Origin of the sequence: Paraburkholderia aromaticivorans (assembly GCF_012689525.1) — a bacterium.
Taxonomy (GTDB): domain Bacteria; phylum Pseudomonadota; class Gammaproteobacteria; order Burkholderiales; family Burkholderiaceae; genus Paraburkholderia; species Paraburkholderia aromaticivorans_A.
In genome coordinates this window covers 1,304,982-1,331,207 of record NZ_CP051515.1, presented here as the reverse complement: position 1 = coordinate 1,331,207, position 26,226 = coordinate 1,304,982, and the positions used below count along the sequence as shown (strand labels likewise).

At 63.5% G+C, this 26,226-nt stretch carries 29 protein-coding genes; 17 read left to right on the top strand and 12 right to left on the bottom strand.

The window, feature by feature from the left end:
• The first annotated feature begins 241 nt into the window (after nt 1-241).
• The 7 genes from HF916_RS17875 to HF916_RS17845 all read left to right on the top strand — a co-directional run bounded on the left by HF916_RS17875 (nt 242) and on the right by HF916_RS17845 (nt 6,899).
• Nucleotides 242-1,279 carry an AraC family transcriptional regulator gene (locus HF916_RS17875; RefSeq protein WP_168790195.1) on the top strand — a complete coding sequence of 346 codons (1,038 nt, stop codon included), beginning with the start codon at nt 242-244 and terminating at the stop codon, nt 1,277-1,279.
• An 84-nt stretch (nt 1,280-1,363) separates the two neighbouring features.
• Nucleotides 1,364-2,935, top strand: coding sequence for an NfeD family protein (locus HF916_RS17870; protein ID WP_168790194.1), 1,572 nt, complete (start codon nt 1,364-1,366; stop codon nt 2,933-2,935).
• Nucleotides 2,932-3,705 (top strand): slipin family protein, encoded by a 774-nt coding sequence (locus HF916_RS17865; RefSeq protein WP_168790193.1) that lies wholly within the window; start codon nt 2,932-2,934, stop codon nt 3,703-3,705. The genes HF916_RS17870 and HF916_RS17865 overlap by 4 nt, the downstream gene beginning before the upstream one ends.
• Nucleotides 3,706-3,834: 129 nt before the next feature.
• The gene (locus HF916_RS17860) at nt 3,835-4,095 is read left to right on the top strand and encodes a DUF4148 domain-containing protein (RefSeq protein ID WP_168790192.1); all 261 of its coding nucleotides are present in this window, start codon (nt 3,835-3,837) and stop codon (nt 4,093-4,095) included.
• Between the two features lie 183 nt (nt 4,096-4,278).
• Nucleotides 4,279-4,776 carry a YaiI/YqxD family protein gene (locus HF916_RS17855; protein WP_168790191.1) on the top strand — a complete coding sequence of 166 codons (498 nt, stop codon included), beginning with the start codon at nt 4,279-4,281 and terminating at the stop codon, nt 4,774-4,776.
• Nucleotides 4,777-4,931: 155 nt separating this feature from the next.
• Nucleotides 4,932-6,233 carry an NCS2 family permease gene (locus HF916_RS17850; RefSeq protein ID WP_168790190.1) on the top strand — a complete coding sequence of 434 codons (1,302 nt, stop codon included), beginning with the start codon at nt 4,932-4,934 and terminating at the stop codon, nt 6,231-6,233.
• 135 nt (nt 6,234-6,368) lie between these two features.
• Nucleotides 6,369-6,899: a cytochrome b gene (locus HF916_RS17845; protein ID WP_168790189.1), complete on the top strand. Its 531-nt coding sequence runs from the start codon at nt 6,369-6,371 to the stop codon at nt 6,897-6,899.
• A gap of 152 nt (nt 6,900-7,051) precedes the next feature.
• On the opposite strand, the gene HF916_RS17840 is transcribed toward HF916_RS17845, so the two are convergent.
• The gene (locus HF916_RS17840; RefSeq protein ID WP_012427513.1) at nt 7,052-7,342 is read right to left on the bottom strand and encodes a DUF1488 domain-containing protein; all 291 of its coding nucleotides are present in this window, start codon (nt 7,340-7,342) and stop codon (nt 7,052-7,054) included.
• A gap of 401 nt (nt 7,343-7,743) precedes the next feature.
• Here HF916_RS17840 and HF916_RS17835 point away from each other — a divergent pair, with 401 nt between their 5' ends.
• Entirely contained in the window at nt 7,744-9,735 is a 1,992-nt protein-coding gene (locus HF916_RS17835) for a sigma-54-dependent Fis family transcriptional regulator (protein WP_168790188.1), read from the top strand.
• A gap of 58 nt (nt 9,736-9,793) precedes the next feature.
• A complete protein-coding gene (locus HF916_RS17830; RefSeq protein WP_168790187.1) occupies nt 9,794-10,093 on the top strand; it encodes a 2Fe-2S iron-sulfur cluster-binding protein in 300 nt (99 codons plus the stop codon).
• Between the two features lie 80 nt (nt 10,094-10,173).
• Here HF916_RS17830 and HF916_RS17825 read toward each other — a convergent pair whose 3' ends face one another.
• The 4 genes from HF916_RS17825 to HF916_RS17810 all read right to left on the bottom strand — a co-directional run bounded on the left by HF916_RS17825 (nt 10,174) and on the right by HF916_RS17810 (nt 12,488).
• On the bottom strand, nt 10,174-11,253 hold the full coding sequence (locus tag HF916_RS17825; RefSeq protein WP_240975661.1) for an acyltransferase family protein: 1,080 nt from the start codon (nt 11,251-11,253) through the stop codon (nt 10,174-10,176).
• 120 nt (nt 11,254-11,373) lie between these two features.
• Nucleotides 11,374-11,568, bottom strand: coding sequence for a YqaE/Pmp3 family membrane protein (locus tag HF916_RS17820; protein WP_168790185.1), 195 nt, complete (start codon nt 11,566-11,568; stop codon nt 11,374-11,376).
• 25 nt (nt 11,569-11,593) lie between these two features.
• The gene (locus HF916_RS17815) at nt 11,594-11,788 is read right to left on the bottom strand and encodes a DUF1653 domain-containing protein (protein ID WP_168790184.1); all 195 of its coding nucleotides are present in this window, start codon (nt 11,786-11,788) and stop codon (nt 11,594-11,596) included.
• Between the two features lie 55 nt (nt 11,789-11,843).
• Nucleotides 11,844-12,488 (bottom strand): helix-turn-helix transcriptional regulator, encoded by a 645-nt coding sequence (locus HF916_RS17810; RefSeq protein ID WP_168790183.1) that lies wholly within the window; start codon nt 12,486-12,488, stop codon nt 11,844-11,846.
• Between the two features lie 193 nt (nt 12,489-12,681).
• Here HF916_RS17810 and HF916_RS17805 point away from each other — a divergent pair, with 193 nt between their 5' ends.
• The 3 genes from HF916_RS17805 (at nt 12,682) to infA (ending at nt 14,174) form a co-directional block, all read left to right on the top strand.
• Nucleotides 12,682-12,900, top strand: coding sequence for a hypothetical protein (locus HF916_RS17805; protein WP_106277571.1), 219 nt, complete (start codon nt 12,682-12,684; stop codon nt 12,898-12,900).
• Between the two features lie 588 nt (nt 12,901-13,488).
• Nucleotides 13,489-13,770, top strand: a complete 282-nt coding sequence (locus tag HF916_RS17800; protein ID WP_168790182.1) for a hypothetical protein — start codon at nt 13,489-13,491, stop codon at nt 13,768-13,770.
• Between the two features lie 131 nt (nt 13,771-13,901).
• The gene (gene infA / locus HF916_RS17795; RefSeq protein ID WP_012427521.1) at nt 13,902-14,174 is read left to right on the top strand and encodes a translation initiation factor IF-1; all 273 of its coding nucleotides are present in this window, start codon (nt 13,902-13,904) and stop codon (nt 14,172-14,174) included.
• 224 nt (nt 14,175-14,398) lie between these two features.
• On the opposite strand, the gene HF916_RS17790 is transcribed toward infA, so the two are convergent.
• From HF916_RS17790 to HF916_RS17770, 5 genes are all read right to left on the bottom strand, one after another.
• The gene (locus HF916_RS17790) at nt 14,399-15,142 is read right to left on the bottom strand and encodes a GntR family transcriptional regulator (RefSeq protein ID WP_240975576.1); all 744 of its coding nucleotides are present in this window, start codon (nt 15,140-15,142) and stop codon (nt 14,399-14,401) included.
• Between the two features lie 74 nt (nt 15,143-15,216).
• On the bottom strand, nt 15,217-16,236 hold the full coding sequence (locus tag HF916_RS17785) for an alcohol dehydrogenase (protein WP_168790181.1): 1,020 nt from the start codon (nt 16,234-16,236) through the stop codon (nt 15,217-15,219).
• Between the two features lie 199 nt (nt 16,237-16,435).
• Nucleotides 16,436-16,798 (bottom strand): translation initiation factor Sui1, encoded by a 363-nt coding sequence (locus HF916_RS17780; protein ID WP_168790180.1) that lies wholly within the window; start codon nt 16,796-16,798, stop codon nt 16,436-16,438.
• A 98-nt stretch (nt 16,799-16,896) separates the two neighbouring features.
• Nucleotides 16,897-18,414, bottom strand: coding sequence for a CoA-acylating methylmalonate-semialdehyde dehydrogenase (locus tag HF916_RS17775; RefSeq protein WP_168790179.1), 1,518 nt, complete (start codon nt 18,412-18,414; stop codon nt 16,897-16,899).
• A gap of 282 nt (nt 18,415-18,696) precedes the next feature.
• Nucleotides 18,697-19,068, bottom strand: coding sequence for a DinB family protein (locus tag HF916_RS17770; protein ID WP_240975575.1), 372 nt, complete (start codon nt 19,066-19,068; stop codon nt 18,697-18,699).
• Nucleotides 19,069-19,208: 140 nt separating this feature from the next.
• Between HF916_RS17770 and HF916_RS17765 the strand changes: the two genes are divergently transcribed.
• From HF916_RS17765 to HF916_RS17750, 4 genes are all read left to right on the top strand, one after another.
• Nucleotides 19,209-19,556: a TetR/AcrR family transcriptional regulator gene (locus tag HF916_RS17765; RefSeq protein WP_240975574.1), complete on the top strand. Its 348-nt coding sequence runs from the start codon at nt 19,209-19,211 to the stop codon at nt 19,554-19,556.
• 154 nt (nt 19,557-19,710) lie between these two features.
• On the top strand, nt 19,711-20,955 hold the full coding sequence (locus HF916_RS17760) for a cyanate transporter (RefSeq protein ID WP_240975573.1): 1,245 nt from the start codon (nt 19,711-19,713) through the stop codon (nt 20,953-20,955).
• Nucleotides 20,956-21,133: 178 nt separating this feature from the next.
• Nucleotides 21,134-21,709, top strand: a complete 576-nt coding sequence (locus HF916_RS17755; RefSeq protein ID WP_168790177.1) for an ANTAR domain-containing response regulator — start codon at nt 21,134-21,136, stop codon at nt 21,707-21,709.
• A gap of 10 nt (nt 21,710-21,719) precedes the next feature.
• Complete coding sequence (locus HF916_RS17750) at nt 21,720-22,871, top strand: CmpA/NrtA family ABC transporter substrate-binding protein (protein WP_168790176.1); 1,152 nt, start codon at nt 21,720-21,722, stop codon at nt 22,869-22,871.
• A 35-nt stretch (nt 22,872-22,906) separates the two neighbouring features.
• On the opposite strand, the gene HF916_RS17745 is transcribed toward HF916_RS17750, so the two are convergent.
• Together HF916_RS17745 and HF916_RS17740 are read right to left on the bottom strand one after the other, a co-directional pair.
• Nucleotides 22,907-24,325 carry a sensor histidine kinase gene (locus HF916_RS17745; RefSeq protein ID WP_168790175.1) on the bottom strand — a complete coding sequence of 473 codons (1,419 nt, stop codon included), beginning with the start codon at nt 24,323-24,325 and terminating at the stop codon, nt 22,907-22,909.
• Nucleotides 24,322-24,993, bottom strand: coding sequence for a response regulator (locus tag HF916_RS17740; RefSeq protein WP_168790174.1), 672 nt, complete (start codon nt 24,991-24,993; stop codon nt 24,322-24,324). Before HF916_RS17740 ends, HF916_RS17745 begins: the two co-directional genes overlap by 4 nt.
• Before the next feature lie 140 nt (nt 24,994-25,133).
• Between HF916_RS17740 and HF916_RS17735 the strand changes: the two genes are divergently transcribed.
• Nucleotides 25,134-26,222, top strand: a complete 1,089-nt coding sequence (locus HF916_RS17735) for an ABC transporter substrate-binding protein (RefSeq protein ID WP_168790173.1) — start codon at nt 25,134-25,136, stop codon at nt 26,220-26,222.
• Nucleotides 26,223-26,226 lie beyond the last annotated feature (4 nt).

Genomic DNA, 26,226 nt, shown 5'->3' with positions numbered 1-26,226 from the left:
GGCGGCTCGTGTCGCGCCTTGTGGCGGCGTCGCCCGAGGCAGGCCGAGCGCGATCGGTTGAGGCCCAGTGTAGGCAAGCCGCCGCACGGGTTCGATGCTCAGCCCGATCATTCTGACTGAGCGCATTTGCCATACTAGTACGATATGATTCCACAAATACCCACGATTTCAGGCACTTGGCGAATCTCCACAAGGAAAACGTTGAGCGCTTTTGCCAGATTCTCCGTCAAACCGGACCCGCATGAAAAACGATAAAGGCACGATTTCCGTCAGCATGGTCGAAGAAGCGCTCGCGCTGGCGCGCTCGCGCGGCCTCGACGCGCTGCCGCTTGCCGAAGCCGCCGGCATCGCGGCGCCGATGCTGGCGTCGCCGAAAAGCCGCGTGTCGTCGGCGCAATACGGCGCGCTGTGGGCCGCCATTGCCCGAGCGCTGGACGACGAGTTCTTCGGCCAGGATTCGCATCGCATGAAAAGCGGCAGCTTCATCGCCATGACGCAGACGGCGCTGACCGCGCGCAACGGCGCGCAGGCGCTGGCGCGCGCGGTGGGTTTCATGCGTCTCGTGCTGGACGACCTCGGCGCGGAGATCGAAACGGACGCGCAGCGCGTGCGCCTGCGCTTCGTGGAAAACGCCGGCGCGCCGCCGCCGGCCATGTTCGCCTATGCGACCTACTTCATCGTCGTGTACGGGCTGTTGTGCTGGCTGGTCGGGCGGCGCATTCCGTTGCTCGAGGCGCGCTTTCGCTGCGCCGAACCGTCCGCTGCGCACGAGTACCGGCTGATGTTCTGCGATCACATGAGCTTCGAGCAGGCCGAGTCGTACGTCGACCTCGCGCCGGTGTTTCTCGACCTGCCCGTGATCCAGACGACGAAGTCCGTCAAACCCTTCCTGCGCGACGCGCCCGGCAGCTTCATCGTCAAGTACCGCAATCCCGGCTCGCTCGCGGCGCGCGTGCGCAAGATGCTGCGCGCGATGCCGATGGCCGGCTGGCCCGCCGCCGATCAGATCGCCGAACGCCTGCACATGGCCGAGGCCACCATGCGGCGGCGCTTGAAACAGGAAGGCTATACGTACCAGTCGATCAAGGACGACCTGCGACGCGACATCGCGATCGGCGAACTGCAGGACACCGACCGTACCGTCGCCGACATCGCGACTTCCGTGGGATTTGCCGAACCGAGCGCGTTTCATCGTGCGTTTCGCAAGTGGACCGGCATGCGGCCGACCGACTACCGGCCGGCGCGCGCGGACTTCACGCGCAAGGCGGAATCGGACTAAGCTGTAAGGAGCAGGCCAGCCTTCTTTTGGGGTATCGGCCCGCGCCGGCCGATACCTGTCGGCCGCGCGCGGCAGCCGTCAGCGATGAGCACGTATCCACGTCTCCCGTTCCGGCAGTCCGGCTCGCGCACGTCGCTTATCCGTGGCGATATGGCGGGCCGGTTGATGCGCGGCATGACCGTGCTCGGCATGCTTTTGGCGTTCGGGTTCGCATCGTGCGAATCGAATGTGACGCTGCGCGCGGCCGTCGCCCCCAACAGCGTCGTCGTCATTCCGGTGAATGGAGCGATCAGTCCGGCCAGCGCCGACTTCATCGTGCGCAGCCTGCAGCGCGCCGCTGACGATCGCGCGCAACTCGCCGTGCTGCAACTGGATACGCCAGGCGGGCTCGACACGTCGATGCGGCAGATCATCAAGGCGATTCTCGGCTCGCCGGTGCCGGTCGCCACGTTCATCGCCCCGAGCGGCGCGCGCGCGGCGAGCGCCGGCACGTATATCGTCTATGCAAGCCACATCGCGGCGATGGCGCCGGGCACCAATCTCGGCGCGGCGACGCCGATCCAGATGGGCATCGGTGGCGCCGAGCCGCCGGGAGGCGGTGGAACGCCGGGCTTGCCAGGTATTGGTGGCGGCAGCGGCGGTGGCAGCGGTGGCGGGTCTGCAAAACCCGCGGCATCCGCGCCCACCGACTCCCCCAGCGCCCTGCCGCTCGACACCCAATCGACCGAAATGCGCAAGCAGGTCCACGACGCCGCCGCGTATATCCGCGGCCTCGCGCAGATGCGCGGACGCAACGTCGACTGGGCCGAGCGCGCGGTTCGCGAGGCCGTGAGCCTATCGGCGGCGGACGCGCTCGCGCAGCACGTCGTCGACCTGAATGCGCGCGATGTGCCCGACCTGCTGCGCCAGGTCGACGGCCGCACGCTCGTCACGAGCACGGGCAGCGTCAAGCTCAACACGGCCAACGCCCCGATCGTCACGCTCGAAGCCGACTGGCGCAGCCATTTCCTCGCCGTGATCACCGATCCCAACGTCGCGTTGATCCTGCTGATGATCGGCATGTATGGCCTGTTCTTCGAATTCGCCAATCCGGGCTTCGTGCTGCCCGGTGTGGTCGGCGCGATCAGCCTGCTGCTCGGCCTGTTCGCCATGCAAATGATGCCCATCAACTACGTCGGCCTCGGTCTGATCTTTCTTGGCATTGCGTTCCTGATCGGCGAGGCGTTTCTGCCGACCTTCGGCTCGCTCGGCTTCGGCGGCGTGGTCGCATTCGTGATCGGCGCGCTGATGCTGATCGACACCGACGTGCCCGGCTACGGCATCCCTTTACCGATGATCGCCGCCGTCGCCGTGTTCAGCGTGGTGTTCGTGCTGGGCGTATCGCGACTCGCACTGAGTGCGCGGCGCCGTCCGGTGGTGACGGGTTCGGAAGCGCTGATCGGCAGCGTCGGCGTGGTGCTCGACGGCGGCGTGTCGCCGGCGGACCTCACGGCGGACGGTGCGCTGGCCGGTTGGGCACAAGTGCATGGGGAACGCTGGCGGGTGTCCAGCGCGGCCCCGGTCGCGGCGGGTCATGCGGTGCGTGTCACCGCGCGGCGCGGCCTGACGTTGACCGTGGTGCCCACGGAAGCACGACAACAAGGAGAAAGCTCATGATCGGTTTCACATTCGGCTTTACCAGCATTCTGATTCTGCTGGTGGCCGCGCTGATTGCTTCATCGATACGGATTTTTCGGGAGTACGAACGCGGTGTCGTGTTCATGCTCGGGCGCTTCTGGAAGGTCAAGGGGCCGGGCCTCGTCCTGATCATTCCGATCGTGCAGCAGGCCGTGCGCATGGATCTGCGCACCGTCGTGTTCGACGTGCCGCCGCAGGACGTGATCACGCGCGACAACGTCTCGGTGAAGGTCAACGCCGTGGTGTATTTCCGCGTGGTCGATCCGGAGAAAGCGGTGATCCAGGTGGCGCGCTACTTCGAAGCGACCAGCCAGTTGTCGCAGACGACCTTGCGCGCGGTGCTCGGCAAACACGAACTCGACGAATTGCTGGCGGATCGCGAGCAGCTGAACGCCGATATCCAGAAAGTGCTGGACTCGCAGACCGACGCGTGGGGCATCAAGGTGTCGATCGTGGAAATCAAGCATGTGGATATCAACGAAACGATGATCCGCGCGATTGCCCGTCAGGCCGAGGCCGAGCGCGAGCGGCGCGCCAAGGTGATTCACGCGGAAGGCGAATTGCAGGCATCCCAACACCTGCTGGAAGCGGCGCAGACGCTGTCGCGCCAGCCTCAGGCGATGCAGTTGCGTTATCTGCAAACGCTCACGACGATTGCCGCCGACAAGAATTCGACGATTGTTTTTCCGTTGCCGATCGACCTTTTGAGCGCCGTGTTGGACCGTTTCAGCAAGCCGTCGGCACCATGAGTCACAGAATCATTCTGCCCGGTTTGATTCACTGGGCGAAATGGTGCATTGCCTTCAATCGCCTCACTCGAAATGCATACCAAAACTAAAATGTCGGGGTCGTTTTTAACCGCTCCATGGGAGCTCGTCATGAAAATCGTTTCTCGAGTTGGACTCGGCGCGCTGTTGGCCGCCGTGAGCATGAGCACCGCGTTTGCGCAGACTTCGGCGCGGCCCTACGACCCGTCGGCGCCGCTAACGCGCGCGCAGGTGAAGGCCGATCTGGCCGAATGGCGTGCCGCGGGCTACGATCCGCTCGACTGGATCGACTATCCGTGCAATGCGCAACGCGCGGGCCGCATCGTCGCGGCACGGCGTGCGCAGGAATCGGGTGGGACGATGACGCAGTAAGCGCCAGCCGCCGCGCGGCATGCGGGGCTGCCTGCGACTGCAACGGTCGTGGGCGCGGTTGGCCCCACATGCCTTTCCGCTTCCCCGCTTTCCCCAACATCGTAAATTCGCTTGCCGCGCCGCCCCGCGCGCTGGCAAGGTATCATCTCGCCCCTTCGACAACCCGCAGCCGGAATCCGAACCATGTCAATCTGGGTTGACGCCGACGCCTGCCCCGTCGTGATCAAAGACATGCTGTACCGTGCCGCGCGCCGCACCAACACGACGCTGACGCTGGTCGCCAATTCGTTTCTGCGCGTGCCGCCCTCGCCGCTGATCCGCGCGATCCAGGTGCCGGCCGGCTTCGACGCCGCCGACGACCTCATCGCCGAACGTGTCGCCGCGGGCGATCTCGTGATTACCGCCGACATCCCGCTCGCCGCCGCCGTGCTGGCCAAAAACGCGCACGCGCTCGATCCGCGCGGCAACTGGTACACGCCCGGCACAATCGAAGAACGGCTGCGCATGCGTTCGATGCTCGACCAGTTGCGCAGCAGCGGTGTCGATACCGGCGGCCCCTCGGCCTTCAGCCAGCGCGACAGCAAGACCTTCGCGGGCGAACTGGACCGCTGGCTGGCGCGCCAACGGCCGCAGCCTGATGCGCCGGCGCCACAATCTCCCGACGAGCCGCCCGCCGTATGAGCCTTTACACCGCCGCTCAGCCACACAATGCGGCACGCGGCCGCCAATCCTGACTACAATCCGGCCGTAGCCACAGCGCCCGTCATCCCGGCGACGCGGCGCCTTCACCGTCCCAACCACAAGAAACGCTTTCTGAACGACGAGAGACCCGCCTCATGGACTCCATAAAACTCTACTTCGGCTTCGAAGCCGCCGGCACCAACCTGCGCACTGAAGTGCTCGCCGGTGTGACCACCTTCCTGACGATGGCCTACATCATCTTCGTCAATCCGGCGATTCTCGGCGATGCCGGCATGCCGAAGGACTCCGTGTTCGTCGCGACCTGCATCGTGGCCGCGCTCGCCTCGCTGATCATGGGGCTCTACGCGAACTATCCGATCGCGCTCGCGCCGGGCATGGGGCTCAACGCGTACTTCGCGTACACCGTCGTCAAGGGTATGGGCTTCACCTGGCAGGCCGCGCTCGGCGCGGTGTTCATCTCCGGCTGCCTGTTCATGGTCGTCACGCTGTTTCGCGTGCGTGAGGTGATCGTCAACGGCATTCCGCACTCGATACGCATTGCCATCACCGGCGGTATCGGCCTCTTTCTCGCGATCATTTCGCTGAAGTCGGCCGGCGTGGTGGTCGGCAGCCCGGCCACGCTCGTGACGCTCGGCAATCTGCACAACCCGCACGTGATTCTCGCGGTGATCGGCTTCTTCGCGATCGTGACGCTGGACCATCTGCGGGTGCGCGGCGCGATCCTGATCGGGATTGTCGGCGTGACGGTGCTGAGCTTTTTCTTCGGCGGCAATCAGTTTCACGGCATCGTCTCCGCGCCGCCGTCCATTTCGCCGACGCTGTTCCAGCTCGACATTCGCGGCGCGCTGTCGAGCGGCGTGCTGAACGTGATTCTGGTGTTCTTCCTCGTCGAACTGTTCGACGCCACCGGCACGCTGATGGGCGTGGCCAATCGCGCCGGGCTGCTGGTGGAAGGCAAGATGCACCGCCTGAACCGCGCGCTGCTCGCCGATAGCACGGCCATTCTGGCCGGCTCGATGCTGGGCACGTCGTCGACCACCGCGTATATCGAAAGCGCGTCGGGCGTGCAAGCCGGCGGACGCACGGGTGTGACGGCCATCACCGTGGCCCTGCTGTTCCTCGCGGCGCTCTTTTTCGCACCGCTGGCGGGCGTGGTGCCCGGCTATGCGACGGCTCCGGCGCTGCTCTACGTGTCTTGCCTGATGCTGCGCGAAATTGTCGACCTGCCGTGGGACGACGCCACGGAAGTCGTGCCGGCCGCGCTCACCGCGCTGCTGATGCCGTTCACGTATTCGATCGCCAATGGCGTCGCGTTCGGCTTCATTTCGTATGCGGGCCTGAAGCTGTTGACCGGCCAGGCGCGCAAGGTGAAGCTGGTGGTGTGGATCATCGCGGCGATTTTCCTGTTCCGCTATTTCTATCTCGGCAGCGAATAGGCGCACGGGGCGCTCGTGGGCCGAACCCGGGTCTGGATCAACGACGGTTTTATAGGCGGTGCCCATTCCGGTCGGGCACCGTTTATCATCCGACGATTCATAAAAACGATTGACCTGGACACGGGAGTCCCCTACATGTCTTACAGCCGCACCTCGGACCGCTATACGGCGCCCGCCATTTTCTTTCACTGGGCGATGTTTCTGCTGATCGCGCTGGCTTATCTGGCGATCGAGATTCGCGGGCCCAAGGGCAGCGACAGCCGCGCGTTCTGGAGCAGCGTGCATTTCTGGTGCGGCACACTGGTGTTGGGGCTGGCCTCTCTGCGTCTGCTATGGCGACTATGGGCCGGCGCGCCCGCCGAAGTGGACAGCAACCGGCTGCTCGCCTTTCTGGCGCGGGCCGCGCATCTCGCGTTGTACATTTTCATCTTCGTCCAACCGTTGCTCGGCATCCTGATGATCAACACCAGCGGACATCCAGTCACGCTGGCGTGGGTCAACATCAACTACACGCTGGTCGGCGCGGATCCTGTCGCGCGTCCCTTGCTTAAGACGGCGCACGAGTGGCTCGGTAACGCGTTTTACTGGGTGATCGGTTTGCACGCGCTGGCCGCGATCGCGCATCACGTGGTGTTCAAGGATCGGACGCTGCGGCGGATGATCTGAGCGCGTTCGCGCTCAAGTTTGGACGCCGGCGGCACGGCTGGCCGCGGACGGTTTGAAGGTTTCGATGCCGCGCGTGGGTTTCCCTGGCTTCTGCTTCTTGCGCGGCTTTCCTGCTGCGGCGTTGACCGACCGAAGGTCGGAAACGCCCTCCGTCAATTACGCCAGTTGGCTTCGTAGAAGCGCACATAGCCGCTTCTCAGCACGAGACATTGCGCTCTCGTTTCCGATATCAGGCGCCGCGTAGCGGCTTCGATCCGTGCGCGATGCGTGTCGAATGCGCCGACCATGTCCTCCAGACGCGGCGATGCGGCGCCGTAGTGGTCTTCCAGTGCCTCCGCCGTGATCATGCATTCCACCCTCTGCCCATCGACCATCGCCGGGAACGCCAAGGTGAGTTCGCGACCTGAATATTCAGGAGTTTCATTCGGGAATAGGATCTGCATGGGTGTTCACCTGGAAGGTAGGTGCTGCGCATGGTGTAGCCTGGTAGTGCGCACGCCGGTTGCGTCTGATCGTGTCGCTAGCGTCAACCTCCTTGTCCAATGCTGACGACGCGGGCTCGTCACCTGACTGCGGCAGCGGAATAGTTCGCGGCCCGCGGAGGTGATTTGATTCACTTTAGACGAGTTCGGCCACGGCGCAAGTTTTCCTTTCCGTTTGCCTGATTTTGGTGCCGTGCGCGTTTTTTTGAGGCGTCCCGCGCCGCCCGCCTCCGTTTTTTCCCTGCCGTGCGCGGCGCGTTTCGTCCTGTAATATCGGTGTTCGGCCGTGTGCGTGTATGTTGCGCTGCGGCATCGAGCGGAGGGCAACGTACCCGCCGTGTCCGTTTCCCCGGAGACATGCCTTGACCCAACGTTCCGCCACGCCGCCCGCTATCAGTCGGCCCGATGTCATCGCGCAAGCTCACGCCCGCTCGCTCGAAATCGGCTTGCGCGCGTCGGAGACGCCGGACTTTCATCCGCTGCCCCGGCCTGCGCTGCGTGAACTCGTCGATCGCAATCAATCGCTGTTTACGCATGCGCTTCCGGTCATGGAGACGCTGCATGCGCAGATCGTCGATACGCAGAGCATGGTGCTGCTCACCGACAATCACGGCGTGATCCTGCACAGTCTCGGCGACAGCGACTTCGTCGAAAAAGCCAATCGCGTCGCGCTATGTCCGGGGGTGTCGTGGGCCGAAGCGGATCGCGGCACCAACGCGATCGGCACCGCGCTCGTCGATGGACAGCCGACCGTCGTGCACGCGGGAGAGCACTTCCTGCACGCCAACCGGATCCTTACCTGTTCATGCGCGCCGATTGCCGATCCGTTCGGGCGCACCATCGGCGCGCTCGACGTGAGCGGCGACACGCGCGGCTTTCATAAGCACACGCTCGCGCTCGTGAGGATGTCGGCGCAGATGATCGAAAATCATCTGTTCTCCAATCAATTCGTCGACGCGATCCGCGTTCACTTTCACGCGCGCGCGGAATTCATCGGCACGCTGTTCGAAGGGCTCGCGGCGTTCGCGCCGGACGGCACGTTTCTGTCGGCCAACCGCAGTGCGCTGTTTCAATTCGGGCAACCGCTCGCGGAGTTGCAACGCCAACCGTTCGATGCGTTGTTCGGCGTGGCCTTCTCGAGGCTGTTGCAGCAGATCGCGCGCGCGCCCGGCGAGAGCATTCTGTTGACGCTGCCGAGCGGTGTGCGCGTGGTGGCGCGCGGCGAATATGCGCCGCCACGTTATGTCGCGCCATCGGAGAGCCTCGCCGGCACAGCACGTGGGCCGTTGTCCGGCGACGCGCGTCATGCGCCGCGCTGGGCCGATCCCGCACCGCTTGCCACGCTTGAAACGCTCGACACCGGCGACGCGCAAGTCGCCGCGATCCTGCGGCGCGTCGCCAAGCTGCGCGGCCGCGATATTCCGATTCTGGTGCTCGGCAAGACCGGCACCGGCAAGGAGTGGCTCGCGCGCGCCATCCATCACGATTCGCCGCGCCGGGCCGCGCCCTTCATCGCGCTGAATTGCGCGTCGTTGCCGGATACGCTGATCGAGGCCGAGTTGTTCGGCTACGAAGACGGCGCGTTCACCGGCGCGAAGAAGCGCGGCAACGTCGGCAAGATCGTGCAGGCCGACGGCGGCACGCTGTTCCTCGACGAAATCGGCGACATGCCGCTCGCCCAGCAAGTGCGCCTGATGCGCGTGCTGCAGGAGCGCAACGTCGTTCCGCTCGGGGGGACACGGGCGATTCCGGTGGATCTGCGCATCGTCTGCGCGACTCACCGCAACCTCCGCGCAATGATCGAAGCCGGCACGTTCCGCGAAGATCTGTACTACCGGATCAATGGACTCGTCGTGACTTTGCCGGCGCTGCGCGAGCGCACCGATCTTCGCGCGCTCGTCACGCGCATGCTCGAGTTGCAGCCCGATGGCGAACGCTTGCCGCGTCGCGTGTCCGCCGACGTGCACGAACGATTCGCGCAATGCCGCTGGCCGGGCAATCTGCGGCAACTGGCCAACGTGTTGCGCACGGCGAGCATCATGGCCGAAGGCGCGGAACAGATCGAACTCGATGATTTGCCCGAGGACTTCTTGCAGGATTGCGTCGACACCGCGGCCGAGCCATGCGTGCAGTCGCCGGCGGCGCTTGCAGGCTCAGAGTTCTGCGATGAGGTTCGCGCCGCGTCGCAAACGCAAGGGCAGCCGGCGACCAGCAAGATGGAGGCATGGCAGGCCACGCTGATTGCGCAAACGCTCGAACGGCTCGACGGTAATGTGTCGGCGGCGGCACGTGAGTTGGGATTGGCGCGCAATACGGTGTACCGGTATTTGCGGCGCGGTGGCACGACTCATTGAAGACGCAACTGAAGCGGCAACGTGTAAAGTGTGGCGCAATCCGTCACAGACTCACACGATGTCCGACTCTCCCCGCCCGCCTCTCGTTCGCGTCGAGCCGCTCGGCTACAGCTTCGAAGCGCCCGATTCGCTGACGATTCTCGAAGCCGCCGGCTTTGCGAATCTGCGTTTGCCGCGCTCGTGCCGTAATGGGACGTGCCGCACGTGCATCTGCCGTTTGGTCAGCGGCACGGTCTCTTACACGATTGAATGGCCCGGACTGAGCCGGGAAGAGAAGGCGGAAGGTTTTATCCTGCCTTGTGTCGCGGTCGCCGAATCCGACCTCGTGATCGACGTTCCGGACGCTACCCCAACGTAATTCGACGACGCTGCCATTACCTCATGGAGCGCGGGCGGGCGGCGTACCCGCCGTCTCGATCCGCGCCACGCCCCGTGGAATCAGCGCGTGGCGTTGTCGGACAAACGAGGCTGACCGTCCAGCGCTTGCGGTTTCTTTTTCGACGAGAAGCGTTTGATCATCGGGAGTTCGATCTTTCGATAGCTGAAGTCCGAGGCCACAAAAGAGATGAACACCACGGCGAACGCACAGGGCAAGAACGTCCACGTGGACGACAGGTTTCCGAATCCCGGTATGGCGGCTGTCAGCTTTCGCAGGCAAAAGATGACGGAGAAATGGCACAGGTAAATGGAATAGGAACGCTCGCCAATCCATTCGAGCACGCGCGACACAAGCGTGGGATAGGTCAGCCCCACACTCAGCGTCGAGAACAAAGCGATGGCCGCGCCAACGCTCACCGTCGGAATCACGTACGGCTCTTTCAGATAATTGGGCGCGCAAAACGTCATGAGCAGCCCGAGAAACAGCGCTGAGCGTCTGAACCAGGTACTTTGAACCGTGCGACCAACAAGCAATCCTGGATGCGCCCGCACGACGACAAAGATGAGGGCGCCGAGAAAGAATGCCTGAGGACGTAAAGACCACGCATAGCTGAAACTCGGCGCGGGAAAGCTTGAGGCGATCAGGGCAATCACGGCGAATATTGCCATCGCCGTCCTCAACCGGAAAAAGGCGACGAGCAAGGCGAGCAGTACGTACAACTGCCACTCGAGCGCAAGCGACCAGAAGTGACTGTTGTAATCCGCTTGAACGCAGCGAGTCACGCCGTGCTGTGCGCAATAGGTCCAATAGAGGTTGGCAACGCCGAAAACGCCTGCAAGCGCGCCCTTCGTCGCGTCCCATGCGCCCTGGACCGCGGACGTCCCCACCAGCGCGCCCACGGCGATCGAAACGACGGCCCAGAACACCAGCGCCGGGAGCAATCTGGCGCAGCGTCTGCGCCAGAAGTTTGCGAAGGCGAACGCCCTCGGTTCACGTGCCAGATGCTCGATCAACGTCTTGCATACGAGAAACCCGGAGATCGCGAAGAACAGATCCACACCTGTCCACGGCGTCACGAAGTCGAACAACTTGTGATACAGCGGCGGCGCCGGCAGGCGATTCCGATAGTGCTGCAACATCACAAAGATAATCGCGACCGCACGAAGACACTGTATGTCCGCGTTTTTCCTGGCTCGATTGCTGGCTACGGTATCCATACGGATTTCACGTTGCGGCCGGATGTTCGTGATCGTCACCCTTTAACGCCCGTTACCCATCGCCTGGGCGATTTTCCTGTCGGTGTTGTACTGGCTCAGTGCATACACCGACCAGATCGCGGCCGGAATCCAGCCGATCAGCGTGATCTGCAGGATCAGGCAGATGATGCCCGCGAACGGGCGGCCGATCGTGAAGAACTGGAACCACGGCAGAATGATGGCAAGCAGTAGACGCATGCAGATTTCCTGTTGTTGATAGTGACTAGTTGATCGGTGCGAAGCGCGGCACCTTGGCGCCGTCGACTTCGACCATTTCGAAAAATACCGAAACCGGACGCGTCCAGATCGTACCATTGCTCGCTGTGTAGACGATCATCGTGACCGTCGGATCCGACTCGAGCGTGGCCTCGCAAACCAGTTCGTAAATCCCGCCTTTGTAGTGCCGGTAACGCACCATTCTTTTCTCCCTGAATCGACCCATCTCGACGTTAAGCACGGCAACGGCCGAACCGTCAGCCGCTCTCTTTCATCTGCTTCAGAATCTTGTAGACAGTGGCGCGTCCCATCGTCAGCACGGCGGCCACGTAGTTCGCGGAACTGCGGCCGCGAAACGCGCCTTGTGCGTGCAGCGCCTCGACGATTTCCCGCTTGTGCTCACGCGTGAGCGCATTGATGCCGATCTGCCGCTCGCGCAGCCACGTGTGCAGGTACGTGTTGATGCGGTCCTGCCAGTCGTCGCGGAACAGTTCCTCCGCGGGCGCGTCCGTCAGATTGCCCCCTTTGATGAACAGATCGAGCGTGGAACGCACATCTTCGAACACCGCGATATTGAAGTTGATGCACAGCATGCCGGCCGGCTTGCCGTCGTCGTCGAACAGGATGTTGCTCACGCAACGCATGCGCCGGCCGTCCCAGTTGAGCTTTTCGTACGGTCCGATCGTCTGGCCGCGCGCCGCGTAGTGGACTTCGTCCAGCACCGACGGCCCGCCGACTTCGAGCTTCGACAGGTTGTTCACGAGGTAGGCGATGGTCTGATCGCGCAGGTCGTGAATCACCACTTCGGCACACGGGTAGAAAAGCGCCGCGATGCCGTCGGCGATGGGAGCGTAGCGCTCGAGCAGCAGGTCTTTCACGGGAGGCACGTTTGGGTTGCGCATGGGGCAGTCGCAGTGTTCGAAGGATGCGGCAACTCGCCATTGTAGCCACCCGGCCCGACCACGGCGACCATGGCGCCGGCCACGCCTTCAAAAAACGAACGCTGATGCTCTTCGTCACGAGGCGATTTTTGTCCGCTTGGCGAGCGATTTTTTTTCGTGCGATAAAAGACCCATCTATTTCACGGAGCAACAGATGGCCACGCTTGAAGCGTTTCGCGCCGTGCTCGATGACGAAGGCACGCCGGAAATCATCCGCAATCACATCATCGATTCGCTGCAATACACGCTGCGCAATCATGGACAGATCTTCACGTCGAAGGAAGTCGAATGGCTGGCCGGCTGGGATGACGCCCGCATTCCGCTGGCGGCGTCGCGCGAGTTGCAGAAGCGTGTCGCCGAAACTTCCCGCTGAAGCACGAGTCTGTTGATCGTCCAGCGCCCGCGCCGGCACGGCGCAACCCTCACCCGGCGTGCCGCTCATACCCCGGCACGCCGGCCGCGACCGCTGTGTCGCCCTCAAAGCCCCGGCCGCCGGGCGGTTTGCCCCTGCGTGGAACTTTTTGCTATCCAATTAGCCCCATTTAGTGCATCATATTGGAATAGCTGTGCCCCGCATTCGCATTACCAGGCAACAACCGGCTTTACCAGGCAACATCAGGCAACTCCGGACAGTCTCGAACCGGCGTCTGCGCACCACCCCCGACTGTTCGACCGCCGCCTGCCGGCGATCCCGTCACTCCGGCAATGCGTCGCATGCATTCGCCGTCGCGAGTTGTGCAGCTGAGTGTTCAGCATTTACGCGCCCGGTGTCCGCGCGACATCAGCGTGTTTCTTCTCCATCGAATCCGCGATTTTGCGCGGCCGCGCTCAAGCCCTTGCCACTGGGCCTGTGCCAATCTTTTTCCATGGCGGCGCGCCCCAAGATGCTGCGCTGCCCGGCCTGTCGTGCCGCGCGTAACACGCGTGACATGCCGGCCACGTAATACAGGACACGTGCTTCATGAATTCAGTTGTCAAGACGTACAAGGGTTATGAAATTCACCCGCTCGTCTATCCGCGCCGCCCGGCGGACGGTCTGACGAGCCGCAATCCGGACGCCGGTTACGACGCGTCGGTGCGCATCTGCCGAGTGGGCGCCAATCCGGCCGCCGACGGGCGTGTGTTCCGTCTGCAGTACCTGTTTCCGTTCGACGGCACGGGCAAGGCGCGCATTGCGTGCATGGCCCACGCCGAACAATTGATCGACGGCCGTGTAGACGGCCAGTCCGTCGCCGATCTTTGAGCGGTACTATCAGCACATAGGCTGAAACCGCAGTACGGCGGGCTCGAAAAGCCCGCTTTTGCCCCCATCTGATGTTGTGCTGCCCGGCGTGGGCGACCAACACCCCTTATCCCATCGACCAGGAGTTATGCATGGCGAAAGAAGAACTGCTTGAACTTGACGGTATCGTCGACGAAGTACTTCCGGACAGCCGTTACCGCGTGACGCTCGACAACGGCGTCGTGGTTGGCGCTTACGCGTCCGGACGCATGCGCAAGAACCACATCCGTATTCTCGCGGGCGACCGCGTGACGCTGGAACTGTCGGTCTACGACCTGACCAAAGGCCGGATCAATTTCCGTCACAAAGACGAGCGCGCCACCGGTGGCGGCGGTGCTCGCAACACGCAATTCCGTCGCCGTTAAGGCTGGCGGCACGCTGACCGCGCCCCGCGCGGTCCTGGCGTGATCCATTGCGATTGAGTTGTACGCGAAGCCATTCGCGCGCCTTCTCCGGCTTGACTCGTTGACTCGAGCCTGAGCGGCGCGCTGCGGCATCGCTTTGTCGCAGCCTGGTTTTCTCTAGCGCCTGGCGCTTTCTGTTGCCAGCGGGCGTTTCACCACCGCCCTCGCTTCCCCTATACGCGCGCTTAAAGCCCGAACACCGCCCCGAGATCTTCTCCGGCGGCGCTTTTGCGCACCTGCTCGACTACCCGCTCCTCCAGTTCCGCCAGATGTTCGCGCATAGCCGACAGAGCAACGTCGAGGTCGCCCGCGTCGAGTGCGTCGATGATTTGCGTGTGTTCGTCCGCGGAGCAGGTCGAGCCCTTTGAGGGGTCGAACAGCGCTTTATACAGCTCGGTTTTGGCGACCAGTTGCCCGACCAGCCCGAGCAATTCCGTGCCGCCCGCCAGTTCTGTCAGCAGCACATGAAACTGGCCGGCAAGGCGCACGGACTCTTCGACGGCGCCCGCGCTCAACGCCTTCTCCTCGCTGCGCACGTGCGCCCGCAAGCGCCGCTTGTGCGGCGCGCTCAACGCCCCGCACAAAGCCGCGACGATGCCCGCCTCGACGATCTGCCGCGCGCGATACACCTGGCGAATGCCCTCTTCCGACGGGGACGGCACGAACGCCCCGCGATTCGCCTCCAGCACGAGCTTGCCCTCGAAGCCCAGCCGCGCCAGCACCTTGCGCAGCGCGCCGCGCGTGCAGCCGAACGCAGCGGCGAGATCGCGTTCGACGAGTTGCGCGCCCGGCCGCAGGCGTCCTTGCAACAACGCCGCGGTAATAGACGCATAAATGCGCTCTTCGACGCTGATCGGATCGTCGCCGCGTGCGGCTTGAAGAGGCGTTTCGGTGTCGGCAGGCGACGAACGGCGGGGACGTGGAGCCATGAATTCAGTAGTCGGGAACGGAGCGATATCGGCAGGCATTCTAGCGGCATCGGCTCCGGTCGTCAGTCGCGCTCTTATTGCCCCGTGTTGAGCACAACCCTGAATCGTGCAGCGCCGCTCATCATCCGGTCGTAGGCGTCGGCGGCTTTAGTTAGCGGGAATTCTTCGATCATCGGCTTGATGCCCGATAGCGCGCTGAAGGCGAGCGTGTCCTGAGAATCCGCTGACGTGCCCGACGGCCACCCTTGCACCGAATTTCGCCCCATGATGAACTGCGCGATCGGCACCTCGACAGGCTCGTCGGAGAGTCCGACCATGATCAGCTTGCCGTTCAATCCCAAGCCGCCCACTACGGCGCTCATCGCCTTGCCGCTGGTGACGGTTGCAAGAATGACGCGAGCGCCACCCAGCGCCTGCAACGCTTCCGCGACGTTCGCCGCCGTGCTGTCGATGTAGTGATGAGCGCCAAGTTCTTTCGCCAGACTTGCCTTGTCCTGCCCGCGCGCGATGGCTACCGTGACAAATCCCATCTTTCGCGCGAACTGCACACCGAGATGACCGAGTCCGCCAATGCCCAGCACGGCGACTACATCGCCGGCGCGCGCGCCGCTGTTGCGCAGCGCGTTGAATGTCGTGATGCCTGCGCACAAAAGAGGTGCGGCATCGACATCGGAAAGATCATCCGGAATGCGCGCCAGCGCTTCGACCGGGGCCACCATGAACTCGGCATAGCCGCCGTCGTAGCTGATGCCAGGTACGAGTGCGCGCTGACACAGAACGAAATCGCCTCGACGGCAATGCTCGCACCGACCGCAATGTCCGCCGTGCCAGCCGACGCCGACGCGCTGCCCCGCCTGCCATCCTTCAACGCCTGCGCCGACTGTATCGATGACGCCTGCAATCTCATGCCCGGGCACCCTCGGATATTCCAGGCCCGGCCACTGCCCTTCTTTTGTCAATACGTCACTGTGGCAGATACCGCACGCCTGGATCTTGATGAGCACCTGTCCAGCACCCGGCTCCGGCACGTCCCGTTCGACGAGTTCCAGGGGTCCGCCAGCCTTTGCGACCTGCACTGCCTTCATCGTCCGCATCGCTTTCCTCCCTATGCAAGAGACGAACGCGAGTTGACCGAGCCCGGTTCGCAGATTTGCCACCGACGTCACCCTCCGATCAAGCGCTCAGCTTACGCCATATTGTCGGCGCCGCGCCCCGGCCTCGCCTGTCTGGCAATGGGTGATGACTCTGTTTCGAACGGGCACCAAAGGGGCGGAGATCGTTGAAGCGATGAGCTTAGCCCCCGGCTCTCTTCGCGCTGTGGCCAACCTTTTTTAGCGCCTCGATGACTCGCTCGCAATGGTCGCCCTGCACTTCAATCACGCCATCCTTGACCGTTCCGCCAGAACCGCAGGCCGTGCGTAACTGCTTGCCTAGCACCGCCAAGGCAAGGGGATCGAGCGCCAGCCCCTTAACGAGCGTCACGCTCTTCCCGCCGCGGCCCTTGGTCTCGCGAGTCACTCGCACCACGCCGTCGCCGACCGCTCGTGTTTTGGCGACCGTCTTGCAGACACATTGCGCGAGCACCTGGCCGCATTCGGGACACATACGGCCGCCATCGGTGGAATAGACAAGGCCACCTTTTGAACTACTCTTCATGATTGGCTTACTCAAAGACACTTAAGTCGGGAATCACGACGAGTTTAGCAGGGGCGCCTGTATGACGGGATACGTCACCTTCACGGATGAGCGTCGACTTACTGGGCCACGGGCATCGCGAATTCCGCACCTTTGGCGATGCCGTCCGGCCAGCGCTGCATGACGCTCTTGTAGTGCGTGTAAAAGCGCACGGCTTCCTGACCGTACGCGTGATGATCGCCGAACAGCGATCGCTTCCAGCCCCCGAACGAATGCCACGCCGGCGGCACCGGACTCGGCACGTTGATGCCCACCATGCCGATGTGAATCTGCCGGGAGAATGCGCGCGCCGCGCCGCCGTCGGATGTAAAGAGCGATACGCAGTTCCCCAGTTCGTGCACATTGACGAGTGCTATCGCACTCGCGAGATCCGGCACGCGAACAACCGACAGGACCGGCCCGAAAATCTCTTCCCGATAGATGCTCATATCGGGCTTCACGTCGTCAAAGAGCGAGCCGCCGAGAAAGAAGCCCTCTTCGTGGCCGGGCACGCTATGGCCGCGACCATCGACGACGAGCCTGGCGCCTGCCGCGACGCCCGCGTCGATATAGCCCAACACCTTGGCGCGATGCGCGGCGCTGATAAGCGGCCCCATGTCCAGATCGGGCTCCATGCCGCCGCCGATCCTGAGCGAGCGCACGCGCGGCGCGAGACGCTCGACCAACTCATCGCCAATACGCCCTACCGCCACCGCGACCGAGGTCGCCATGCAGCGCTCACCGGCCGACCCATACGACGACGAGATCAACGCATCGACCGCTTGATTGAGATCGGCGTCGGGCATGACGACCAGATGGTTTTTCGCACTGCCCAATGCCTGCACGCGCTTGCCGCGCTTTGCGCTTTCGCTGTAGATGTATTCCGCGACCGGCGTCGAGCCGACGACAGACATCGCGGCCACATCGGGATGCTCGATCAGCGCATCGACGACGGCCTTGCCGCCATGCACGACGTTGAAGACGCCTTTGGGAAAGCCCGCCTCGATGAACAGCTCGGCAAGCCGGATCGATGCCGACGGCGTGCGCTCCGAGGGCTTGAGCACGAACGTGTTGCCGCACGCGGCTGCCATCACGAACATCCAGCACGGCACCACCATCGGGAAATTGAACGGCGTGACTCCCGCCGCCACGCCGAGCGGTTGACGTAGATTCCAGTTGTCGATGCCGCCGCCGATCTGATCGGTGAAATCGGTCTTGAGCAGGGTCGGAATGCCACACGCGAATTCGACGATTTCGATACCGCGCACTACCTCACCCTTCGCGTCGGAAAACAGCTTGCCGTGGTCGCGCGTAATGAGCTCGGCGAGTTCGTCCGAATGCGCCTCGAGCAGTTCCTTGAACTTGAACATCAAACGGGCGCGCTTCAACGGCGCGGTTTCGCTCCAGGCCGGGAACGCGGCCTTCGCAGCGGCGACGGCGGCGTCGACTTCAGCTGAGTTTGCGACCGGCACGCGGGCCGCCACCCGGCCTTGTGCCGGATCGAATACGTCGCCGAACCGGCCGCTCGCGCCAGCGGCGCGTCGGCCGTCGATGAAATGACTCAGCTCGCGCACAGCGCCCTGATTTGCTTCGCTCATGTCTGCTCCTATGGCGGGATGCGGGCGCTGTTCGCGCCACGCCTCCTCATGTCTTCGAACATGGGTTGTTCGGCTGCAATGCCGATCGCGCCGACTGCTCCAATAGACGCCAATGTAGGCGCATTGATTCCGATTTCGAACACCCGCATCCGACAAACAGTCTTGCGTAGCAGGAACAAATCGACATTCGGCCGCAACGCTTGACCCGCCGCCATGAAGCGCACGCGCCAGGCATGCCTGAGCGCCTGTGACAGCACTGCGTTGAGCGCTCGCCAGCCTGGATCAGGCGGCGTCTTCGAGAAAGTCCGTGATCGCATCACGGCTCGGGGTGAGCCCCTTCAACTGAAGAACGGCACCCGCATTGCCCCGGTGATAAGTGCCATGCAGGCACACATGCAGAATGATCTCGCCTCGCCGCATGCGCGCCGGCTTTCCGCTAGTGAAGACGAAATCGACAGGCTCCTCGAAGTCGCTCTCCGTCAAACTGTCCACGTAATCCGCGTACCAGTCGTCGACTTTTCGCGCACTGCTTGCCAGCGCCTGGAGTTCCGGCATGCTGTCCGATCGCGGCGCCTGAAACGTGTGCGACAGTCCCTGCAGATGATGCTGAAAGATTCTGTCGACCACATGGATATGGTCGAGGATGCGGAGCATGATCGACGATTCCTCACTGCTCAGCCGGTCGAAATTCTGGCTGACAGCATCGTAGAGGCCGCGATCGGCCCATCGTTTGACGGCAATAAGTAATACGAGTGAAAACCCGTACTTACCTACTCGCATTTGGAGCGCGAGAAATGGCGCGAAAACCGCTCACGAAACCCAGAAAACACGCGTCTCAGGGCAGATCGCGCGTGACTGTCGACGCCCTGATCGAAGCAACCGCTCGCATTCTGGTCAGGGACGGATTCGATAAAGCCAGCACCAACCGTATCGCCGGAAGAGCGGGCGTGGGTGTTGGTTCGCTCTACCAATATTTCCCCGGCAAAGAGGCACTCGTTAGTGCAGTCATCGAGCGCCATGGTCAGCAAGTCATGCAGGTCTTCCGTGGCGCGTTAGCAGAGACGGCGGCGCTGCCGATGGAGCAAGCGGTGCGCGCGCTCGCCGACGAGGCCACACGGCTCATCGTGCGGTATTTGCAGTAGCTGTCCGGGTGGAAGGGAGAGCGGCGAGCGCTCACAAAGCGTTTCGCGTTATACCGGGCATCACTAAAATGGTCAACCATTTTTTGTTATTATGGTTGACCAACCAGCTCGCACGGTTTATTTGCGCCGCCCATCGCCCGCCACCAGGACCATTGTGAATTCGCCCTCCAGCGCCAACCCGACCCGCACTTCCGCTCACCACGCCACCACGGCGCTGAAGTGGCAGGACGTCGTCTGGCTCGCGGCGATCGTCGTGATCGGCATCAATCTGCGCCCGCTGCTCACATCGATCAGCCCTTTGATGACGACGATCCGCGACGCAACCGGCCTCAGTTTCTACGGCGCGTCGTTGCTGACCAGCCTGCCGGTCGTCGCGATGGGCATCGGTGCGTTCGGCGCGGGCGCGCTGACCCGCACGATCGGCGAAACACGCGGTGTCGCGCTCGGCTTGCTGGCCATCGCGCTGGCTTGCGCGGCGCGGTGGACGGCATCGAGCGGCGCGGCACTGCTCGCCACGGCGTTGCTCGCGGGCGTGGGCGTCGCGGCCATCCAGGCGCTGCTGCCCGCCGTGATGAAGCAGCGCTTTCATGCGCGCGTGCCGCTGGCGATGGGCGTGTTCTCCGCGTCCATCATGGGCGGCGGCGGGCTGGGCGCGAGTTTGAGTCCGTGGATAAGTCGCGCGGCGCAGTCATGGCATGCGGGGCTCGCGGTGTGGGCGCTTCCGGCGTGCGTCGCGCTGCTCTGCTGGTGGGCATTGAACCGGCATACTTCTGAGGGCGGCGTCGCGGCAAAGGCCGCTCCTGCCAACGCCACCACCCTTTCGCTGTGGCGCACGCGGCGCGCGTGGACGCTCGGCCTCTACTTCGGCATCGTCAACGGCGGCTATACGAGTCTCGTCGCGTGGCTGCCGGCGTTTTATCAGCAGCGCGGCGTGAGCGTCGCGGCAAGCGGTTCGCTGCTGGCAGGCATGACCGTCTTCCAGGCCGCCGCGGCCTTGCTACTGCCGCTCGCCGCGGCGTCGTTCCGCGATCGCCGGCCGTGGCTCACGCTCGGCCTCACGGCGCAACTAGTCGGATTGCTTGGCTTGATCGTCTGGCCCGACGCCGCGCCCTTGCTGTGGGTCGGCGTGGCAGGCGCGGGACTGGGCGGGACTTTTTCGCTGACGCTCGTGACCGCCATGGATCATTCGGCCGACCATCGCGTGGCCGGCAAGCTCGTCGCGTTCACCCAAGGCGTCGGCTTCATCGTGGCGGCTATTGCGCCCGTCGTGGCCGGCCTCGTGCGGGGTTGGAGCGGAAGCTTCGGCGTCGCGTGGATCATGCTGGCCGGCTGCGTCGTCGCCATGATCGTGGTCAGTTCTCTGTTCTCGCCCCGCAGTTACAGCGAGTGGCGCCGATGAAGTGAGCGGCGCCGCCATGCGCCGCTTCGGTGCATCGTCCTGGCGTGCCCCGCGCCGGTGCAGCCGCGGCTATCGGTGCGGCCGCTAAGTCCGTGATTGCTTTCGTTTCGCCGTCGCATGCGCCGGCTGGCATAGCCGTTGCTTTATGGTTAGCTAGCCGTCGATAAAACCCCACTCCATGCTGCGCGTTCTCCTCGTAACCGACACCGATAAGCCCATCGGCGACCTCCGCGACGCCCTCGCCCGCCTCGGCTACGAGATGTTGGCGGGCACCGCCACGCCACAGGCGCTGCATCGCGTGGTGCAGAGCGAGCGGCCGGACGTCATCATCATCGATACGGAATCGCCGTCGCGCGACACGCTCGAACAGCTCGCCGTGATGAACGCCACCGCGCCGCGTCCGGTGCTGATGTTCAGCCACGACGCCAACCAGCAATTGATTCGCGACGCCGTCGGCGCCGGCGTCACGGCCTATCTCGTCGAAGGTCTCGCGACCGAGCGTCTCGCGCCGATCCTCGAAGTCGCGCTCGCGCGTTTTGCGCAGGAATCGCAGTTGCGCGAACGTCTCGCGCAAGTCGAAAACGAACTCGCCGAGCGCAAGCTGATCGATCGCGCCAAACGCATCCTGATGGATCAGCAGAAAATCACCGAACACGCCGCCTACGCCAACCTGCGCAAACGCGCGATGAACCAGGGCGTCAAACTCGCCGAGGTCGCGCGCGCCATCGTCGCGGCGGCTGACTCGCTCAAATGAAGCGCCGTCCATGAACTCTCCTACTTCACTCGCCACCACGTCCGCATCGGGGCAACTCGAGAAGACTCATTTGCGGCTCGGTTTCGTGGCGCTCTCGGACGCCGCGCCGCTCGTCGCCGCCAAGCTGCTCGAATTCGGCCATGCACACGGCCTGACGCTGGAGTTGTCGCGTCAGCCGTCGTGGGCCGCCGTGCGCGACAAACTGCTGTCGGGCGATCTGGATGCGGCCCACGCGCTCTACGGACTCGTCTACGGCGTGCAACTGGGCCTCGGCGGACCGCAAACGGAGATGGCCGTGCTGATGGTGCTCAACCGCAACGGCCAGGCCATCACACTGTCGAACCGTCTCGCCGATGCGCTCGCCGAACACGGCACGCTGCCCAAGGCGCTCGCGACGCTCGGCCGCAAGCCGGTCTTCGCGCAAACCTTCCCGACCGGCACGCACGCGATGTGGCTGTACTACTGGCTCGCGTCGCAAGGCGTGGATCCGTTGCGCGAGATCGAGAGCGTGGCGATTCCCCCGCCGCAAATGGTCGCGGCGCTCGCCGAAGACAAACTCGACGGCCTGTGTGTCGGCGAGCCGTGGAACGCGCAGGCGGAAGCGCAAGGTGTCGGCAGAACGATCGCTTATACGAGCGACGTGTGGCCGGATCATCCCGACAAAGTGCTGGCGTGCCGGCGCGATTTTGTCAGCGCGAATCCGAATGCCGCGCGCGCGCTCGTGCAGACCATGCTTGAAGCGTGCCGCTGGCTCGACGGCGCGGGACATCGCGACGAAATCGCGCGCTGGCTTGCACGGCCCGAGTATGTCGGCATCGATGAAACGTTGATCGCGGCGCGTCTGGGCGACGAGATTGCCGCTTCCGCGCCGTGCGGTCTGCCCATGCGTTTCTTCGACAACGGCGCGGCGAACTACCCGCATGCGTTCGAAGGCGCGTGGTTTCTTACGCAGTTCGAACGCTGGGGCATGATCGACGCGCGTGCGGACTATTCGGACATTGCCGCGCGGATCAACCAGACGCAGTTGTATCGCGAGGCGGCCATCGCTGTGAACGTGGCCGCGCCGGAAGAAGGCGCATCTCAGGTTTTGATCGACGGCGAAACGTGGAGCGACGGCACTTCACCCACTGCCTATGCACAGCGCTTTCCGATTCGCCGCTGAGTTGCTGAGCTGAGTTGCTGAGTGGCTCGCCCACGTCACGCCGTTTTCAACGGCGGAAACAGCACACTGACGACCAGGCCGCCACCGTGCGCATCGGTGAGCGCCACCAGCGCGCCATGCACGCGCGCGATTTCCCGCACGATCGATAAACCCAGGCCGCTACCCTCGATCGCCTGCGTCGCCTCGCTGCGATAGAAGCGTTCGAACACCGCGTCGCGTTCACCGGCGGCAATGCCCGGCCCGTTGTCGATCACCTGCAGCAACGCTTGTTCTCCTTCGAGCGCGACCCGCACGGTGATCACCGCGCCGTCGCCGGAATAACGGATGGCGTTATCGATCAGATTGCCGACCAGTTCCGCGAGCAGATCGATCTGGCCTGTCACGTCGACACGCACCTCCTGTTCGAAACCGAGATCGATGCCGTGCGAGCGCGCCACCGGCGACCAGTCGAGCGTCACGCTGCGCGCGACCTTATGCAGCGACACCGCCGCATGCTTGACCGTGTAGCCGCTGTCCGCGTCGAGCCGCGACAGCGAGAGCAACTGCTGCACGATGCGCACCGCCTGCTGCACGGCGCGATTCAGCCGTCGCAAATGTACCCCTGGCCGGCGATTGCCGCCCGCACTTTCCTCCGCGACGTCGATATCGTGCAGCGCCAGTTCGGACTCCGCCTGAATCACCGCGAGCGGCGTTTTCAACTGATGCGCGGCGTCGTTGAAAAAACGCCGGCGCGACGACTGCATCAACTGCGTGCGGCCGATGTACTGATTGATCGAATCGACCAGTGGTGCCACTTCGCTCGGCAGACCGACGGTGTCGAGCGGCGTCGGATCGTCCTCGGCACGCGCGGCCACTTTCGCCGACAGGCGGTCCAACGGCCGCAAGCCGCGCGCCACGCCCAACCAGACGATGCCGAGCGCGAGCACCACCAACAACCCTTCCTGTTGCAGCGACCCGGTGAGAATCTCGCGCGCCAACGCCTGACGCTGCTCGATCGTTTCGCCGACTCTCACCAGCACCACGCGTGTCTGCGCGCTCGGCACATCGTGCACGGGCAACCTGAGCATGGCGATGCGCAGCGGACGGCCGCGAAACACGTCGTCGTAAAACCGCACGCTGTAGGGCTCGCTCGGCACTATCCCGGGGTCTGGCAGATCGGGATAGCCCGTCACCACGCGGCCACCTTCCTCGCGAATCTGATAGTAGATGTTGCCGCCGCCATTCGATTCGAACATCTCCAAGGCGAGGTACGGCAGATCGACCTGGATCTCGCCGTCGCGCAAGCGGATGCCGTCGCGGATCGAGCGCAGTGAAAATTCGAGCGTGCGGTCGAATGCCGCATGTGCCGCGTTCATCGCGCGCTGGTACGTGAGCCATGCATCTAACGCGAGCAGCAGGAGCAGCGGCAACAACAACCACAGCGCGATCCGTACGCGCAGATTCGGCCGCGTCATGCGCTTTTTGCTTCCAGCAGATAGCCGAGCCCGCGCAGCGTCACGATGCCGACCGAACTGTGTTCGAGTTTCTTGCGCAAGCGGTGCACATAGATTTCGATGGCGTCCGCATTCACCGATTCGTCCAGTCCGAAGATCTTCTCCGACAGCGTGTCCTTGTTGATCGCGCGGCCGTTGCGCAGGATCAGCACTTCGAGCACCGAGCGCTCGCGCGGCGTCAGCGCGAGCGCTTCACCGTCGAGTGTGAAGCCGCGATCCACGCTGTCGTATAGCAACGTACCGCATTGCGCACTGAGCGGCTCCTGGCCGTGACTGCGGCGTAGCAGCGCACGTGCGCGCGCTTCGAGTTCGGTGAGTGAGAATGGCTTGGCGAGGTAGTCGTCGGCGCCGAGATCGAGACCACGCACGCGCTCGTCCACCGACCCGTGCGCGCTCAGTATGAGCACCGGCACCGCATTGCGACGTGCGCGCAAACGGCGCAGCACTTCGAGCCCGTCGAGCTTCGGCAAGCCGATATCGAGAATCACCAGCGCGTAGTCCTGTGTGCGCAATACGTGGTCGGCGGACTCGCCGTCGTGCATGCAGTCGACGGTGAGTTTCGCGCTAGTCAGCGCGTCGGTGAGCGAGCGGGAGAGGATCGGATTGTCTTCAACGAGGAGCACGCGCATAGAACGGAATCCCAGGGAAATCCACGAGGTGAATTCGACCATTGTGACGCATTTCCCCCTGGAATTGAAAGCGTTCAGAAAGCATCAGTCGCTTACTATTCGCCTACACAAAACCAACACGAAATTTTTTGGAGGAAGACGTGCAGAACACTTTGAAGGCTCTCGCAGCCGCTGTCGTATTCGCTGCAAGTTCAGCGTGGGCAGCCATTCCAGCCGGTTATCCCAGTGACTATCAGGCCACCGTCGACGGCGCAAAAATGGAAGGCAAGCTGATCGTTTACTCGGTCACGGACACCGCGCTGGTGCGCTCGCTTATCAAGGATTTTGAAAGCATGTACGGTGTCAAAGTCGAGTACAACGACATGAACAGTACCGAGCTGTACAACCGCTACATCAGCGAAAACGCGGCCAGCAGCACCAGCGCCGACGTGCTGTGGAGCTCGGCCATGGACCTCCAGGTCAAGCTCGTCAACGACGGCCTGATGGCCACCTACGAATCGCCCGAAGCGAAGCACTTGCCGCAATGGGCGCAGTATCAGAAGCAGGCTTACGGCACGACGTACGAGCCGCTCGCGATCGTCTACAACAAACGCCTCCTGCCGGCCGGCGACGTGCCGCAAACGCGCGCCGACCTGATCAAATTGCTGCAAACCAAGCCCGTTCAGTTCAAAGGCCGGGTCACCACGTACGACATCGAAAAGTCCGGCGTCGGTTTCAACTATCTGACCCAGGACGCACGCGTCAACCCGCAGGTCACGTGGGATCTGGTCAAGGCCATGGGCGCCACCGGCCCGAAGCTGCAATCGAGCACGGGCGCGATGATGGAGCGCATCTCCTCGGGCGAGAACCTGATCGGCTACAACATTCTCGGCTCGTACGCGCTGACCAAGGCGAAGAAAGATCCGTCCATCGGTTATGTCTATCCGAAGGACTACACGCTGGTGGTGAGCCGCCTCGTAACGATTTCGAAGAAGGCGCAAAGCCCGAACGCCGCGAAGCTGTGGGTCGACTACCTGCTCTCGCAACGCGGCCAGACGTTGCTGGCGAATCAGGCGAGCCTGTTCTCGATTCGCACCGACGTAGAGGGTGAAACGTCGATGGCGGGCCTCACGAAGCAACTCGGCGATTCGCTCAAACCGATCCCGATCGGCGCGGGCCTGCTGGTCTATCTCGATCAGTCGAAGCGCCTCGAATTCCTCAAGCAATGGCAACAGTCGATCAAGCGCTAGCCGT

Coding starts and splice junctions, on each gene's coding strand:
- HF916_RS17785 (WP_168790181.1), bottom strand. CDS start 16,236: ATGCGGACGATGAAGGCAGTGCAGGTCGCAAAGGCTGGCGGACCCCTG.
- HF916_RS17745 (WP_168790175.1), bottom strand. CDS start 24,325: ATGACGCGGCCGAATCTGCGCGTACGGATCGCGCTGTGGTTGTTGTTG.
- HF916_RS17800 (WP_168790182.1), top strand. CDS start 13,489: ATGAATTCAGTTGTCAAGACGTACAAGGGTTATGAAATTCACCCGCTC.
- HF916_RS17790 (WP_240975576.1), bottom strand. CDS start 15,142: ATGGCTCCACGTCCCCGCCGTTCGTCGCCTGCCGACACCGAAACGCCT.
- HF916_RS17740 (WP_168790174.1), bottom strand. CDS start 24,993: ATGCGCGTGCTCCTCGTTGAAGACAATCCGATCCTCTCCCGCTCGCTC.
- HF916_RS17775 (WP_168790179.1), bottom strand. CDS start 18,414: ATGAGCGAAGCAAATCAGGGCGCTGTGCGCGAGCTGAGTCATTTCATC.
- HF916_RS17780 (WP_168790180.1), bottom strand. CDS start 16,798: ATGAAGAGTAGTTCAAAAGGTGGCCTTGTCTATTCCACCGATGGCGGC.
- HF916_RS17860 (WP_168790192.1), top strand. CDS start 3,835: ATGAAAATCGTTTCTCGAGTTGGACTCGGCGCGCTGTTGGCCGCCGTG.
- HF916_RS17850 (WP_168790190.1), top strand. CDS start 4,932: ATGGACTCCATAAAACTCTACTTCGGCTTCGAAGCCGCCGGCACCAAC.
- HF916_RS17845 (WP_168790189.1), top strand. CDS start 6,369: ATGTCTTACAGCCGCACCTCGGACCGCTATACGGCGCCCGCCATTTTC.
- HF916_RS17815 (WP_168790184.1), bottom strand. CDS start 11,788: ATGGTGCGTTACCGGCACTACAAAGGCGGGATTTACGAACTGGTTTGC.
- HF916_RS17820 (WP_168790185.1), bottom strand. CDS start 11,568: ATGCGTCTACTGCTTGCCATCATTCTGCCGTGGTTCCAGTTCTTCACG.
- HF916_RS17765 (WP_240975574.1), top strand. CDS start 19,209: ATGGCGCGAAAACCGCTCACGAAACCCAGAAAACACGCGTCTCAGGGC.
- HF916_RS17830 (WP_168790187.1), top strand. CDS start 9,794: ATGTCCGACTCTCCCCGCCCGCCTCTCGTTCGCGTCGAGCCGCTCGGC.
- HF916_RS17755 (WP_168790177.1), top strand. CDS start 21,134: ATGCTGCGCGTTCTCCTCGTAACCGACACCGATAAGCCCATCGGCGAC.
- HF916_RS17750 (WP_168790176.1), top strand. CDS start 21,720: ATGAACTCTCCTACTTCACTCGCCACCACGTCCGCATCGGGGCAACTC.
- HF916_RS17855 (WP_168790191.1), top strand. CDS start 4,279: ATGTCAATCTGGGTTGACGCCGACGCCTGCCCCGTCGTGATCAAAGAC.
- HF916_RS17825 (WP_240975661.1), bottom strand. CDS start 11,253: ATGTTGCAGCACTATCGGAATCGCCTGCCGGCGCCGCCGCTGTATCAC.
- HF916_RS17865 (WP_168790193.1), top strand. CDS start 2,932: ATGATCGGTTTCACATTCGGCTTTACCAGCATTCTGATTCTGCTGGTG.
- HF916_RS17870 (WP_168790194.1), top strand. CDS start 1,364: ATGAGCACGTATCCACGTCTCCCGTTCCGGCAGTCCGGCTCGCGCACG.
- HF916_RS17875 (WP_168790195.1), top strand. CDS start 242: ATGAAAAACGATAAAGGCACGATTTCCGTCAGCATGGTCGAAGAAGCG.
- HF916_RS17770 (WP_240975575.1), bottom strand. CDS start 19,068: ATGCTCCGCATCCTCGACCATATCCATGTGGTCGACAGAATCTTTCAG.
- HF916_RS17810 (WP_168790183.1), bottom strand. CDS start 12,488: ATGCGCAACCCAAACGTGCCTCCCGTGAAAGACCTGCTGCTCGAGCGC.
- infA (WP_012427521.1), top strand. CDS start 13,902: ATGGCGAAAGAAGAACTGCTTGAACTTGACGGTATCGTCGACGAAGTA.
- HF916_RS17840 (WP_012427513.1), bottom strand. CDS start 7,342: ATGCAGATCCTATTCCCGAATGAAACTCCTGAATATTCAGGTCGCGAA.
- HF916_RS17805 (WP_106277571.1), top strand. CDS start 12,682: ATGGCCACGCTTGAAGCGTTTCGCGCCGTGCTCGATGACGAAGGCACG.